This is a genomic window from Tardiphaga sp. 709 (assembly GCF_032401055.1).
Lineage (GTDB): Bacteria > Pseudomonadota > Alphaproteobacteria > Rhizobiales > Xanthobacteraceae > Tardiphaga.
The window spans coordinates 4,448,566-4,462,146 of the sequence record NZ_CP135529.1 but is presented as its reverse complement, the minus strand read 5'-3'; the positions used below and the strand labels follow the sequence as shown (position 1 = coordinate 4,462,146).

Below are 13,581 nucleotides of genomic sequence, written 5' to 3'. Positions count from 1 at the left end.
AGTCTTCAGTTATTCGGCAGCAAGCGGAAATGCCTGTTTCTTGTCGTGATGGTGCGGTGCGTGATGATCCACATCCTCACCCGATCCGCGTTCATCCAGGCTCTTGCGAAACCATAGGGCATAGAGACCCGGGAGATACAACAACGTCAAGAACGTCGCCACAAACAATCCACCCATGATGGTGACCGCCATCGGGCCCCAGAAGGCCGAGCGCGACAGCGGGATCATCGCCAAAATAGCTGCCAGCGCCGTCAGGATGACCGGACGCGCACGGCGCACGGTCGCCTCGACGATGGCTTCGCGGCGGGTCAGGCCGTGCTGCACGTCGGTTTCGATCTGATCCACCAGAATAACGGCGTTGCGCATGATCATACCCGCCAGCGCGATCAGGCCGAGCAGTGCCACGAAGCCGAACGGCTTGTTGGCAACGTTCAGGGCCAGCGAGGCGCCGACGATGCCGAGCGGCGCCGTCAGGAACACCAGGATCAGCCGCGAGAAGCTCTGCAACTGCACCATCAACAGCGTCAACATGATGATCATCATCAGCGGAAACAGCACGGCAATCGAGGCATTGCCCTTGCTGGATTCTTCCACCGCGCCACCAATCTCGATGCGATAGGCGGGCTCCAGGCTGTCGCGGATCTGCTGAAGTTGCGGCCAGATCTGGTTGGTGACATCCGGCGGCTGCACACCATCGACAACGTCGCCGCGCACTGTGATCGCCATGTCGCGGTTGCGGCGCCAGAGGATCGGCTCCTCATGGGCGTATTCGATCTTCGCCACCTGCGACAGCGGCACCGGGACGCCGTTGCGTGAGATGATAGTAAGATCGCCGACGCGGCCAAGATCGAGGCGTTCCGACGGAACGGCACGGGCGACGACGCCAACCTTCTCGATACCGTCACGCACAGTCGTGACCGACGCGCCGGAGATCAGCATGGCCAGGGATTGCGACAGCTCCTGCGGCGTCAGGCCAAGCGCACGGGCGCGGTCCTGGTCGACCACCAGCCTGAGAGACGGCGTCTGTTCGTTCCAGTCGAGCTGCGGATCGACCATATTCTTGTTGGCGCGCATCACTTCGCGCACCCTGTAGGCAATATCGCGCACGGCCGCGGTATCCGGCCCGATGACGCGGAACTGGACGGGGAAACCGACCGGCGGACCGAAATTGAAGCGATCGACGCGCACGCGCGCTTCCGGCAGCTGGCCATCGGCGACGGCCTTCTCGATCTTGGACTTGATGCGCTCGCGTGCCTCGACATCCTTGGACACGATCACGATCTCGGCGAAGGCCTCGTTCGGGAGCTGCGGATTGAGGCCGAGCCAGAAACGCGGCGAGCCGCGGCCGACATAAGCCGTATAGGTGGCGATGTCCTTATCGTCCTTGAGCAGCTTTTCGGCTTCCTTGACGGCCTTTTCGGTGACGCCGAAGGCCGTGCCTTCCGGCAAGCGAAGCTGGAAGAACAGTTCGGGACGTTCCGACAGCGGGAAGAATTGCTGCTGGACATGGCCGAAACCGACGATGGCAGCAATGAAGATACCGACGGTGGCGGCCACCACCTTGATACGATGCGTGACGCACCACTGCACGACGCTGCGCAGACCGCGATAGATGCGCGTCTCATAGACCGCATGCGGATCGTGATTGGCCTTGCCGTGAGTAGCAAAGTTCGGCAGCAGCTTGACGCCGATATAGGGCGTGAAGATTACCGCGACGAACCATGAGGCGATCAGCGCAATCGCCACCACCCAGAAGATGCCACCGGCATATTCGCCGACTGCGGAATTGGCGAAGCCAATCGGCAGGAAGCCGACGGCCGTGATGAGCGTGCCCGTGAGCATCGGAAATGCCGTGGACTCCCAGGCGAAGGATGCCGCGCGCACGCGGTCCCAGCCTTGCTCCATTTTCACCACCATCATCTCGACCGCGATGATCGCGTCGTCGACCAGTAGGCCGAGCGCGATGATCAACGCGCCGAGCGTGATGCGATGCAGATCCATGCCCATCGCATTCATGACCATGAAGACAATACCGAGCACCAGCGGCACCGAGAGCGCCACCACGATGCCGGTGCGCCAGCCGAGCGCAAGGAAGCTGACGAACAGCACGATCCCCAGGGCCTCGATGAACGAGTGCGTGAATTCGCCAACGGCGTGTTCGACCACCAGCGGTTGATCGGCGATCTGTTCGACATTGATGCCCTGCGGGACCGCGACCATGAACTCGTTCTTGGCCTTTTCGACGTCCTTGCCGAGTTCGAGAATGTTGGCGCCGTTCGCCGTCACCACGCCAATGCCGAGTGCGTATTGGCCCTTCTGCCGAACCTTGAAATCCGGCGGATCGACGAAGCCGTGACTCACTGTCGCAATATCGCCGAGGCGGAAGGTGCGTCCGTTGCTCTCGACCGGCGTCTCCGCCACCGTCTTCACGCCATCGAGCGCGCCGGTAACGCGCAGCGGCACGCGCTGCGACGAGGTTTCCACCGTACCTGCCGGCTGGATCGCGTTCTGCTTGGCAAGTGAGTCGAATAGCGTCTGCGGCGTGATGCCGAGCGTTGCCAGTTTGGCGTGGGAAAATTCGACGAAGATGCGCTCGTCCTGGGTGCCGTAGAGATTGACCTTGGTGACGCCCTTCACCTTCAACAGGCGCTGGCGCAGGCCTTCGGCAACCTTCTTTAGCTGCGCAAAGTCGGCGCCGTCGCCGGTCATCATGTAGAGGATCGAGTCGACGTCGCTGAACTCGTCATTGACCGTTGGCCCGACCAGATTGGCCGGCAAGCTGCCCTGCACGTCGGCAAGCTTCTTGCGCAGCAGATAGAACAGGAATGGCACGTCCTTGGCCGGCGCGTTATCCTTGAACGTGACCTGCAGCGCCGTGAAGTTCGGCTTCGAATAGGTCTGCACCTTGTCGAAGTAAGGCAGCTCCTGCATCTTTTTCTCGATGGGATCTGCAACCTGCTCCTGCATTTCCTTGGCCGTCGCGCCCGGCCAGATCGCCGTGACGTTGACGACCTTCACCGTGAAGGACGGATCTTCGGCGCGACCCAGCTTCTCGTATGAGAAGAAGCCGCCGACGCCGAGCGCGATGATCAGAAACAGGATCAGCGCGGGATGAGCGACGGCCCAGGCGGAGAGGTTGAAGCGATGCATCGGCTTCGTCCTTTGAATGCGAGCGTCTTAAAACGACAATGCGGAGACGACGTGGACCTTCAGCGCAGGGTCCAGTTTCTGCACCCCGAGCGTCACGATCTTGGCACCTTCATCGACGCCACCTGATATGATGACGTCGTTGCTCTCATAGGACTTCACCTTGACGGGCTGCAGCGCAACGTCGCCCGATGCGCTCACAACATAGAGCGAAGGGTTGTTGCCCTGGCTGAACAGTGCCGAGAGCGGCACGCGCGCAACGCGTTCGGTGGCGGGATCGGACAGCGTCAGCGTTGCCGTCATGCCGAGCGACACTTTGTCGTCGGCCTCAGGCAGCGAGAACTTGGCGAGATAAGTGCGCGTCGCGGTGTCGGCATTAGGCGCAAGTTCACGCAGCTTGGCGGCATATTGCTTGCCGGGCTCGGACCACAGCGTCACGCTGGCTTTGCCTTCCTTGGCGCGGCCAACCAGCGTTTCCGGAATGGAAACCACCGCCTCCTTCTCGCCGAAACGCGCGACACGGATGGCGGCCTGCCCGGCGACGACGACCTGACCGGCATCGACCAGCGTCGCGGTGACAACGCCGCGGGTGTCGGCGATCAGCGTCGCATAAGAGAGGCTGTTCTTGGTAAGTTCGACCGAGCGTTCGGCGCGATTGAGACGCGCGCGGGCTTCGTCGCCCGTGGCTTTGGCCTGATCGAGCTGTGCCTGAGTGGACCAGCCCTTGCTGCGCAATTCGGTGGCGCGGCCCTCGGCTGCAGTGGCATTGGCCAGCACACCCGTGGATGCGTTGAGTTCGGCGACCGCCTGCTCGGCCTGCAGCTTCAGATCGACCTCGTCGAGCGTAGCCAGCGGCTGGCCGATCTCGACATTCTGGCCGACCTCAACAAGGCGCTTGGCGACTTTGCCGGTGACCCGGAAGCCCATATCGGTCTCGATCCGCGGGCGGATGGTGCCGACGAAACTGCGCTGCGGCGATTCCGGCTCGTAATGCACGGTCGCGACCAGCACGGGGCGGGTTGGCTTGGCTTCCGCCTCGGTTTTCTTGCCGCATCCGGCCAGAGCAAGAGCCGGGATCAGCAAAAGCGCGGCGGCGAGTGGCTTGCGGAAAGCGCTGACGTGGGTGTGGCCGGGCATCGCGAGGAGTCCTTCGAATGACTGTTCGAAGGGAACCTAGGCGTGATCACTGACGAATGTCAATATTCGTCAGTGATCACAATTTCGCTAGATTGCCGCACCGCATCACGGCCTTATTTCACCCGTGCCGGTTTACCGGTAGCTGCGAACTCCGTGGCTGTCCCGTGATTGCCGACCAGCACGAGAATGCCGGCAACCAGCGGCATGGCCGCCAGGACCAGAAGCCCGGTCGAGGTGCTGCCGGTCAGTTCCTTGACCCAGCCGATCAGATAGGGACCGCCGAAGCCGGCGAGATTGCCGATCGAGTTGATCAGCGCGATGGCGCCGGCCGCCGCCGTGCCGCTCAGCCACGCGGTCGGCAGCGTCCAGAACAGAGCGAAAGTGCAGAACACGCCGATCGCAGCGACTGTCAGTGCGACCATGGTCAGGGTCGGATTGGTGGAGATGCCGGACAGCGCGAGCGCCACGGCGGTCAGCAGCAGCGGCAGGCCGACATGCCAGACGCGTTCACGGGTCTTGTCGGAATGCTGTGCCCACAGCACCATGGCAATGGAGCCAAACAGATAGGGGATCGCGGTGACGAAACCGGTCTGCAGGTTGGTGAAGCCGAACGCCTTCACGATCTGCGGCAGCCAGAACTGCATGCCATAGAGCGCGCCGACAAAGCCGAAATAGATCACGCTCAGCATCAGCACCTTCGGCGACGACAGCGCCTGCCCCAGTGTCATGCCATGGGCGCTCTCCTTGGCGAGACGCTCGCCTTCGAGCTTGTCGGAGAGCCACATCTTCTGGTCGGGCGTCAGCCATTCGGCCTTTTCAGGCTTGTCGGTGAGGTAGAACCAGGTGACGACGCCGAGAATGACCGAAGGAATCCCTTCGATGATGAACAACCACTGCCAGCCCTTCAGGCCCATGACACCGTCGAGCCCCAGCAGCATGCCGGAGATCGGCGCGCCAATCACCGTGGATACGGGAACCGCGATCGCAAAGGCCGCGAGGAAGCGCGCGCGATATTCGGCCGGAAACCAGTAAGTGAGATAGAGGATAATGCCGGGGAAGAAGCCGGCCTCGGCTACACCGAGCAGAAAGCGCAGCGTGTAGAAGCTCCATGGGCCACTGACGATCGCCATCAGCGCGGAGATGATGCCCCAGCTCACCATGATGCGCGCGATCCAGCGGCTGGCGCCGAATTTCTCCAGCGCGATGTTGCTGGGAACTTCAAAAATGAAATAGCCGATGAAGAAGATGCCGGCGCCCCACGCAAAAACGGTGGGCGAGAAATTCAGCTCGGCATTCATGGTGAGCGCGGCGAAGCCAAGATTGACGCGGTCGAGATAGGCCAGGAAATAAGCCAGCACCAGAAACGGGATCAGCCGCCAGGAAATGGCGCGGATGGTCGAGGTTTCGATGTCGGATTTTGCGCTGCGCGTGGCGCGCGCCCCGACGGCGGTCTGGCTCATGGTTCACTCCCGGTCGCTTGTTGTCGGCGACGGCCTCTGCGGGCCGCGCTGTCATGTCGCACGGTTTAGCGAAAGAGCCGGGAAGCGGCAATGTCTGTGCAGAGCAGCAATCAGCTCAGCGTAACACCTGCGTGAACAGCACCTGCGCAAAGCGCTCGATCGGCGCCGGGCTGCGTTCGGCCTTCGACAGCAGGTTGGCGCCCTGCAGCGAGGAGACGATGAAACCCGCAACCTCCGCGCATTTGAAGTCGGCCGGCAGCTCGCCGGCTTTCACCGCGGAGGTCAGGCATTCGGCAATGCTCTGCTGAACATCGGCGAAGATCGTCAGCAGCCGGTCGCGAATGAGGTCGCTATGGTCGCTGGCTTCTGCCGTGAAGTTGCCGAACAGACAGCCATTGCACATCTGGTCTTCGGTCAGCCGGGTCACATTGGCATCGATATAGGCGCGCAGCCGCGCCAGTGGCGACAGGCTTTCATTGCGCAGCGTCTGCGCCATCAGCTCGCGGCCCTTCGCGAAATAGAGATCGATGATCTCGAGGCCGAATTCCTCCTTGGAGGTAAAATGGTTGGTGAAGGTGCCTTGTGGCACGCCGGCGGCATGCACGATGTCGCGGACGCTCGCGCCCGCATAGCCGCGCGCATGCACGACCGCGAGGCCTGCGGTGAGAATCCTGTCGCGATTCGAGAGCTTCGCCATGGGCTTAATATGGCTGCGCCGGGCGCCGGATCAAGCGACGGCCACGCATAGCCACAAGGCGTTCGGGCCTTGTCCGGCCCTCGGCGTCTAACCCTGCCCGTAGCGTCGGGCCGCCTCGACAGTCAGACCCTTGCCGACGGCCCCGAACGTGTCGCCATCGATGGCGCGGGCGGCCGGCAGCGCCGCCGTGATCGCCTTGCGGACATGGGCGAGCTGCACCGAACCGCCGGTCAGGAACACGGCATCGATCGCTTCGGGCTTCAATCCGGTCTGGTTCAGGCAGATCTTGATCCGCGCGGTGATCCGATCGGCGAGCAACTGGGTATGGCTGACGAGTTCATTACGGGCGACGCCGGCGGCAAGGCCAGGCTCGATCCAGTCCAGCGCGATACTCGATTTCGGCTTGTCGGACAGGCCAATCTTGGCGCCCTCGACTTCCATGGCCAGGGTATGGCCGCGCTGTTCGTCCAACACACGCACCAAGCGATCCAGCAGCTCCGGCTGTTGCGCCTCATAGCGCACCTGTTTCACCTCGTTCATGACCTTGGAATCGTACATCCGGTTGATGCTCGACCAGGTCGCCAGATCGTGGAAATAGCCCGACGGCACATCGAGCCCCGCGCGCTTCATCGCCGAACGATAGCCCAGCAACGGCATGATCACACCGAGACTGAGATGCCGGTCGAAATCGGTACCGCCAATCCGCACACCGTCATTGGCGAGGATGTCATCCTTGCGGTCGGCATGGTGATGCCGCTGAGGCGACAACCGCACGATCGAGAAGTCTGACGTGCCGCCGCCGATATCGGCGATCAGCGCGATCTCCTCCGAATTGATCTGCCGCTCGTAATCCAGCGCCGCGGCAATCGGCTCGAACTGGAATGTGACGTCCTCGAAGCCGACGTCTTTCGCGATGGCGCGCAGCGTAGCTTCGGCCTTGGCATCGCCCGCCGGATTGTCATCGACGAAATGGACGGGACGGCCATGGACGACCTGGCGGAGTTCAAGCCCTGTGGCCTGTTCCGCACGCCGCTTCACCGCACCGAGATAATAGGCGATGACATTGCGGAAGCTGACGCGCTCGCGGCCGACGCGCGTCGTCTCATCGATCAGCGACGTACCGAGCACGGATTTGAGGCTGCGCATCAGGCGGCCAGGCGCGCCCTCGACATAGGCCTCAATCGCCTTGCGGCCAATGAAGGCGCCGGTATCGGCCTTGTAAAAGATCGCACTCGGAATTGTGACATGATAGTCTTCGAGCGCCGCCAGCACCGGAACATCATTGATGACCGTGCCGAGCGTCGTGTTCGACGTTCCAAAATCCAGACCACAAACCGACATTGCCGCTCCCGAAAGGAACGTCCGTCTACACAGTTCGCAGGCCGCGATCTAGCATTATATTTTTGCACAGCCGCACTGTCATGAAGCGCATCAAACACTGCAATTTTCGAAGCAAAACAACGCGATCCACAGAACAATCGACTGCATCCGCCGGGGTTGATGAATCGTGCGGCATCGGTCCATAAGCGTTTTGCGACGGCGGTATGACCCGCCACGGAATTTCGAAGGAATCTCTACGCGTGGCAAACATCAATCAGAAGATCGCAGACGAACTTGGCGTGCGCGAACAGCAGGTCGCGGCGACGGTAGAACTGCTCAACGGCGGCGCAACGGTGCCGTTCGTGGCACGCTACCGCAAGGAAATCACCGGCGGTCTCGATGACGCACAACTGCGCACGCTGGAAGAGCGCCTGACCTATCTGCGCGAACTCGAAGAACGCCGCCTCGTGATTCTGGAATCGGTGCGCGAACAGGGCAAGCTCGATGCCGCGCTCGAAACGGCGATCATGACCGCCGACACCAAGGGTCGTCTCGAAGACATCTATCTGCCGTTCAAACCGAAACGCCGCACGAAGGCCGAGATCGCCAAGGAAGCCGGCCTTGAACCGCTGTCGGAACTGCTGCTCACCGAGCCGCAGAACGATCCGAAGAAAGTTGCGGAAGCTTTCGTCAATGCCGAGAAGAACGTCGCCGATGTCGCCGCTGCGCTCGACGGCGCGCGCGCCATTCTTGTCGAGCGCTTCGCCGAAGACGCCGATCTGATCGGCGCCCTTCGCGAACAGATGTGGTCGAACGGCTTGATGGCCTCGACCGTGCGCACCGGCAAGAAGACCGAAGGCGAGAAGTTCAAGGACTATTTCGACTTCAGCGAGCCGCTGCACAAGCTGCCATCACACCGTATCCTGGCGTTGTTCCGCGGCGAGAAAGAAGAGATCCTCGATCTCGCGATGCAGCCCGAGCCGGTGCCCGCGACGCCCGCCCCCACCACCACACCGAGCTCCTATGAACTGAAGATCATGAATCGCTTCGGCGTTTCCGATCAGGGCCGCCCCGGCGACAAGTGGCTGACCGAAACCACGCGTTGGGCCTGGCGTACCAAGATCCAGGTGCATCTCAACATCGACCTGCGCATGCGGCTGTGGACCGCGGCGGAAGAAGAGGGCGTCCGCGTCTTCGCATCGAACCTGCGCGACCTGCTGCTCGCAGCGCCTGCCGGCGCGCGCGTCACCATGGGCCTTGATCCAGGCTTCCGTTCGGGTGTGAAGACCGCGATTATCGACGCCACCGGTAAAGTCGTTGCAACGACCACGATCTATCCGCATGAGCCGCAACGCCAGTGGGATGCGTCGCTCGCCATGCTCGGCAAGCTCGCCGTGCAGCACAAAGTCGACCTGATCGCCATCGGCAACGGCACAGCCTCGCGCGAGACCGACAAGCTGGCGATGGAGCTGGTCAAGCTGCTACCGGACCTCAAGATGTCGAAGATCGTGGTGTCGGAAGCCGGCGCGTCGGTCTATTCCGCCTCGGCCTTTGCCTCCGAAGAGCTGCCTGAGCTCGACGTCACGCTGCGCGGCGCGGTGTCGATCGCGCGCCGCCTGCAGGATCCGCTCGCTGAACTGGTGAAGATCGATCCAAAAGCGATCGGCGTTGGCCAGTATCAGCACGACCTCGGCGAGAGCAAGCTGGCGCGGTCGCTCGATGCCGTCGTGGAAGACTGCGTGAACGGCGTTGGCGTCGACGTGAACACGGCATCCGCACCGCTGCTGGCACGCGTGTCGGGCATCGGCACCGGTCTGGCGCAGAGCATCGTGCAGCACCGCGACGCCAACGGCCCGTTCAAGTCACGCAAGGCGCTCAAGGAAGTGCCGCGGCTTGGCCCGAAGGCATTCGAACAATGTGCCGGCTTCCTGCGCATCAATGACGGCGAGGATCCGCTCGACAAGTCCGGCGTGCATCCGGAAGCCTATCCGCTGGTGCGCAAGATTCTTGAGGCCACCAAGAGCGATATCAAGGCGCTGATCGGCAATGCCGAGATTCTGCGCAAGGTGCAGCCCAAGACCTTCGTCGATGACACCTTCGGTCTGCCGACGGTCACCGACATCCTGAAAGAACTCGAAAAACCCGGCCGCGACCCCCGCCCCGCCTTCAAGGCTGCGGTGTTCATGGAAGGCGTCGAGAAGCTCAGCGATCTCAAGCCCGGCATGGTGCTCGAAGGCACCGTCACCAACGTCGCCGCCTTCGGTGCCTTCGTCGATATCGGCGTACATCAGGACGGCCTCGTGCACATCTCCGCGATGTCCAAGACCTTCATCAAGGATCCGCGCGAGGTCGTGAAATCAGGCGATATCGTCAAGGTGAAGGTGCTGGAGGTCGAAGTCGCCCGCAAGCGTATCGCGCTGACGCTGCGCATGGACGATCCTGTCGGCGCCAAGGCCGACCGTCCGCAAGCCGATCGCGGCCCGCGCTTCAACGAACGCCAGATGACATCGCGTGCTCCGGCGAAGCAGGAGAGCAGTGGCGGTGGTGCATTTGCAGAGGCACTGCGCCGCGCGGCCGAGAAGGGCGCGGGGAAGGCGAAGTAGTCTTACTTAACCTCTCCCCGCGCAGAGCGGGGAGAAGGAGCGCACGGCCGGCGCGTTACTTCGCCAACTCCACCGCCAACTGCAAAATATCCTCGTCGCAATCGCGCGCGCCCATGATCGACAGGCCGATCGGGCAATCGTCGAACTTGGCGACAGGCATTGAGACCTGCGGCGTTCCGGCATGGCCGGACACACAGAGCAATTCGATGGCGCGGGCGCGGAACACATCGAGCGTCGCATCCGGCGTGTTGCGCAGCGGCGCAATGCCCGGCGCGGTCGGCAAAAGCATGACCGTGTCAGGGGCCAGCAGCGACAGCACGCGCTCAACGATGACTTTTCGCATGGCCCGCGCAGCCGCGATCTCCGCGGGATCGAGAACCGCCGCAGCCGCGAAACGCTCCTTCACGCCGGGGCCGAGCTTCGGCTGGGTCGCCTTGATCCATTCGCCCTGCGCGGCCCAGGCTTCTTCCGACTGGACTACACGGAAGGTGTTGCGCCAGGCATTGAGTTCACCGCTTGCGACATCCACATCCTCGCTCGCACCAACGAGCGCCTTGATGCGATCGACCGACGGCTGCAGCAGGTTGCGAACCTTCTCATCGACGGCGCCAAACAGGTCGCTTGCGATCAGAACCTTCTTCACCCGACGCGGAGCACGGGCCTTGTCGAGCAACACCTTGCCGACCTCCGCCATCAATTCGGGCGTGCGCGCAAACCAGCCGACAGTGTCGTAACTCGGCGCCAGCGGCACCGCGCCATCGAGCGGAATGCGACCATGCGTGGTGCGAATGCCGTAGACACCGCAATAGCTGGCGGGCAGACGCACTGAGCCGCCGGTGTCGGAGCCGATGGCGAAGTCGACCAGCGCGCCAGCGGTCGCAGCGGCCGACCCGCTCGACGAGCCGCCGGGAATGCGGCCGGGCGCAGCCGGATTGATCGGCGTGCCGTAATGCGCGTTCTCGCCGTTGAGGCTCCAGGCCAGTTCATCCGTATGCGTCTTGCCGACCAGTTTCGCTCCGGCATCGAGCAGGCGATCGACGACCGGCGACGATTTTGTCGGCACCGGATGCGTCGCCAGCCATTCCGGGCTGCCGGCGCCGGTCGGCACATTGGCGAGATCGAAGAAATCCTTCAGTGCAAAGGTCAAACCCGCGAGAGGCCCCTCTGTCGTGGTCTGCACTTCGATGTGGCCATGATCCACAAAGGCGTTGAGCGTGTCATTGATCGGCATCGAAGTCTCCGTACGACAAAAGGACGCCCGCCTCAGTGGGGCTTGAGCAGACTCGCAGCCGGCCTGATGAAGGTCCTGATGCCGTTCTTGAAACCGAACAGTGGCTGCGCAATCTCGCATACCGCCTCTGCCTTGGTCTCGCAATCGAGCACCACGAGATCGGCGGAATTGCCGACGGCGATGCCGTAGTGCTTCAGGTTGAGCAGCTTCGCCGAAGCCGACGTCACGAGGTCGAGACATCCGGCAAGGTCGTCCGTGGCGCCGACCTGCATCACATTGGCATAGAGATTGATCATGCGGATCAGCGAGACATCGCCGAACGGCGTGAACGGATTCAGCACATTGTTGGTGGAGATATTCGCATTCACACCCAAAGCACGCAGTCTGTGCGCCGATGTCACGCCGCGCGGCACGTTGTGATCGCTGTCACGGCCGGTGAGGAACAGGTCGGTCGCAGGCAACACCGTAACGGCGACACCGGCATCGGCGAGCCGCTTTGCAGCGGCCTCGAAGGCCGCAGGCGGCATCGCCGACAGTTTCGTGGCATGGCCGATGGCCACGCGACCGCCCCAGCCGATGGCTTCGGTCATGCGGCACACTTCCTCGTAGTCGGATCGCGTGGGGTCGAGATCGAAATCGAGATGGAAATCGATATCGACGCCGAACTCCTGCGCGATGCCGAATATCCTGGCGATCTGGCCATTCGAATCCTTGTCGATGTAGGGCACGCCGCCTATCAGATCGGCGCCCTCTCGCATCGCCTGCAGCAGGACGTCCTCACAGCCGGGATCGTCGAGCAATCCTTCCTGCGGAAACACGCAGATCTGCAGATCGATCGCCCATGCGTAATTCTGCTTCAACCTCTTCAGCGCGCGAAAGCTGGTCAACCCGATACGCGGATCGACCTCCACATGCGTGCGCATGCGGTTGGTGCCGTGCTTGATCGCTTTCTCCAGCGTCTGCGATGCGCGCGCGTAGACGTCCTCTTCGGTGAAGTCGCGTTTGGCCCGGGAGACTTCGCTGATCACCTCCGCGAGCGTACCATTCGCGCAATTGCAGCGGCCCAGGAGGCAGGATTTGTCGAGATGGATATGCGTCTCCACGAGGCCTGGCACGAGCAGCCGGCCGCCGACATCCTGATCCGGCGCCACGCCGCGCGGCAGGCCGATCTCGATGGCCTCGAACCGCCCGCCGCGAATGCCGATATCCACCGGGCCATCAGGTCGGTCGGCAATGCGCGCGTTGCGCAGGATGAGATCGAAGGTCATGGGAGGACTCCTGGAGAGGCCACGCCACCGATCGGGACGTAGCGAAAGCATATGCGCGAGCAAGCAAGGCACGTGCCAAGACGCATGCGATTCAATCTATGACTAACCATCTGAGAATACGATAATATCTTCAAATATTCCTTCAGAGAACGCCCAATAACTAGTCGTAACAAACAAGAATTGTATACGATCTGACGCATCTACCGAATACAATTCTGGCACCGGTTTTGCTATGATGGCGCCAGCATCTGTCCGCAGGAGAAACCCGATGTCGCAATCCCCCACCGCGCTTGCGCCCTTCACCGATGAAACCGCCAAGGCTGCCGACCTCGTCGAGCGGTTTCTCGTGGCCTCCATGGTGCCGGATCCGGAAACCGCCGGCACCTTCATGTCGGCCGACGTCGCGATCACCTTCACCGGCGGTCGCAAGTTCAAGCATCCGCGCGATGCCACCGCGTTCAACGCCATGCGCTACAAATGGGTGAAGAAGAAGATGGAGCGCACAGACGTGTCGCCGGGGAATGGCGAGACCATCGTCTACAATACCGGAACGCTCTATGGCGAATGGCATGACGGCACGGCGTTCGAAGGCAATCGCTATGTCGATCGCTTCGTCGTGCGCGGCGGCAAGATCGTGAAAATGGATGTCTGGAACGACAGCGCTGAACGCATTCTCGTGCGCATGGATATCGAGGCGTAATCAGCTTCGCATCGTCGC

The 13,581-nt window shown here is 62.2% G+C and carries 9 protein-coding genes; 2 read left to right on the top strand and 7 right to left on the bottom strand.

What is annotated here, in order from left to right:
- Positions 1–9: 9 nt before the first annotated feature.
- The 5 genes from RSO67_RS21675 to RSO67_RS21655 form a co-directional block, all read right to left on the bottom strand.
- Positions 10–3,150, bottom strand: a complete 3,141-nt coding sequence (locus RSO67_RS21675) for an efflux RND transporter permease subunit (RefSeq protein ID WP_315840519.1) — start codon at positions 3,148–3,150, stop codon at positions 10–12.
- A 27-nt stretch (positions 3,151–3,177) separates the two neighbouring features.
- Positions 3,178–4,284 (bottom strand): efflux RND transporter periplasmic adaptor subunit, encoded by a 1,107-nt coding sequence (locus RSO67_RS21670; RefSeq protein WP_315840518.1) that lies wholly within the window; start codon positions 4,282–4,284, stop codon positions 3,178–3,180.
- A 113-nt stretch (positions 4,285–4,397) separates the two neighbouring features.
- Positions 4,398–5,744 carry an MFS transporter gene (locus RSO67_RS21665; RefSeq protein WP_089262608.1) on the bottom strand — a complete coding sequence of 449 codons (1,347 nt, stop codon included), beginning with the start codon at positions 5,742–5,744 and terminating at the stop codon, positions 4,398–4,400.
- 115 nt (positions 5,745–5,859) lie between these two features.
- The gene (locus tag RSO67_RS21660; RefSeq protein ID WP_315840517.1) at positions 5,860–6,441 is read right to left on the bottom strand and encodes a TetR family transcriptional regulator C-terminal domain-containing protein; all 582 of its coding nucleotides are present in this window, start codon (positions 6,439–6,441) and stop codon (positions 5,860–5,862) included.
- Positions 6,442–6,528: 87 nt separating this feature from the next.
- Positions 6,529–7,782 (bottom strand): Hsp70 family protein, encoded by a 1,254-nt coding sequence (locus tag RSO67_RS21655; protein ID WP_315840516.1) that lies wholly within the window; start codon positions 7,780–7,782, stop codon positions 6,529–6,531.
- A 239-nt stretch (positions 7,783–8,021) separates the two neighbouring features.
- Between RSO67_RS21655 and RSO67_RS21650 the strand changes: the two genes are divergently transcribed.
- The gene (locus tag RSO67_RS21650; RefSeq protein ID WP_276511307.1) at positions 8,022–10,364 is read left to right on the top strand and encodes a Tex family protein; all 2,343 of its coding nucleotides are present in this window, start codon (positions 8,022–8,024) and stop codon (positions 10,362–10,364) included.
- A gap of 55 nt (positions 10,365–10,419) precedes the next feature.
- Here RSO67_RS21650 and RSO67_RS21645 read toward each other — a convergent pair whose 3' ends face one another.
- Together RSO67_RS21645 and RSO67_RS21640 are read right to left on the bottom strand one after the other, a co-directional pair.
- The gene (locus tag RSO67_RS21645) at positions 10,420–11,595 is read right to left on the bottom strand and encodes an amidase (protein ID WP_315840515.1); all 1,176 of its coding nucleotides are present in this window, start codon (positions 11,593–11,595) and stop codon (positions 10,420–10,422) included.
- Between the two features lie 32 nt (positions 11,596–11,627).
- Complete coding sequence (locus RSO67_RS21640; protein ID WP_315840514.1) at positions 11,628–12,863, bottom strand: amidohydrolase family protein; 1,236 nt, start codon at positions 12,861–12,863, stop codon at positions 11,628–11,630.
- A gap of 268 nt (positions 12,864–13,131) precedes the next feature.
- On the opposite strand from RSO67_RS21640, the gene RSO67_RS21635 reads away from it, so the two are divergent.
- A complete protein-coding gene (locus tag RSO67_RS21635; protein ID WP_315840513.1) occupies positions 13,132–13,563 on the top strand; it encodes a nuclear transport factor 2 family protein in 432 nt (143 codons plus the stop codon).
- The last annotated feature ends 18 nt before the right edge of the window (positions 13,564–13,581 follow it).

Bases quoted from the DNA above. Each gene is read 5' to 3' on its own strand.
- RSO67_RS21675 (WP_315840519.1), bottom strand. From the start codon at position 3,150: ATGCATCGCTTCAACCTCTCCGCCTGGGCCGTCGCTCATCCCGCGCTG.
- RSO67_RS21670 (WP_315840518.1), bottom strand. From the start codon at position 4,284: ATGCCCGGCCACACCCACGTCAGCGCTTTCCGCAAGCCACTCGCCGCC.
- RSO67_RS21665 (WP_089262608.1), bottom strand. From the start codon at position 5,744: ATGAGCCAGACCGCCGTCGGGGCGCGCGCCACGCGCAGCGCAAAATCC.
- RSO67_RS21660 (WP_315840517.1), bottom strand. From the start codon at position 6,441: ATGGCGAAGCTCTCGAATCGCGACAGGATTCTCACCGCAGGCCTCGCG.
- RSO67_RS21655 (WP_315840516.1), bottom strand. From the start codon at position 7,782: ATGTCGGTTTGTGGTCTGGATTTTGGAACGTCGAACACGACGCTCGGC.
- RSO67_RS21645 (WP_315840515.1), bottom strand. From the start codon at position 11,595: ATGCCGATCAATGACACGCTCAACGCCTTTGTGGATCATGGCCACATC.
- RSO67_RS21640 (WP_315840514.1), bottom strand. From the start codon at position 12,863: ATGACCTTCGATCTCATCCTGCGCAACGCGCGCATTGCCGACCGACCT.
- RSO67_RS21635 (WP_315840513.1), top strand. From the start codon at position 13,132: ATGTCGCAATCCCCCACCGCGCTTGCGCCCTTCACCGATGAAACCGCC.